Genomic DNA, 521 nt, shown 5'->3' with positions numbered 1-521 from the left:
ACACGCACGCTGATGGCGAAGCGCCCGGTACCGTCGTTTAGGGGGAAGAGCGTGGGCGCGCGCGCTCCCACGATGGAGGTGCCGTCCGGCTGGAGGGTGAACGTGCTGCCCAATTGCGCCAGGTTGCCGATGATACGAGGCGTCGCCGCACCATCGGTGTTGGCGGGGGGCGTCATCACGAAGGTCACCGAGACGGAGTTCGGGTCGGGCGAGCTAAGGTCGAGCTGCACTACCTGGCTGGGCGGGACGCCGGCCATGTTCTGGGTCGGGCGCAGATAGCCGTCCGGCGCAAGGATGGTAACGCGCTGGTTGCCGGAGGGGACGTTGTAGATGGCGTAGTAACCGTCGTGGGCGGTGAGCGTGTTTTGTCCCGCTGCGTTGACCAGCACGCCGGCCACGCCCTGATTGGTGTTCGCGTTGCGCACGTAGCCGACGAGCGCGCCCTGGTCGCCACCGCCCCAGCGCGTATCGCTCCAGGCGGCAACGATGTCGGTCGCCGCTGAAACATCTTCGGAGACGAC

The 521-nt window shown here is 67.2% G+C and carries 1 protein-coding gene; it reads right to left on the bottom strand.

Annotation, left to right across the window (positions count from 1 at the left end; genetic code table 11):
- Positions 1 to 521: carboxypeptidase-like regulatory domain-containing protein (locus NZU74_20865; GenBank protein ID MCS6883773.1), on the bottom strand; the 521-nt coding region annotated here is incomplete at both ends.

Source organism: Chloroflexaceae bacterium (assembly GCA_025057155.1).
Taxonomy (GTDB): Bacteria; Chloroflexota; Chloroflexia; order Chloroflexales; family Chloroflexaceae; genus JACAEO01.
The sequence above is the reverse complement of the archived record's forward strand: the minus strand, read 5'-3'. Positions and strand labels throughout refer to the sequence as shown.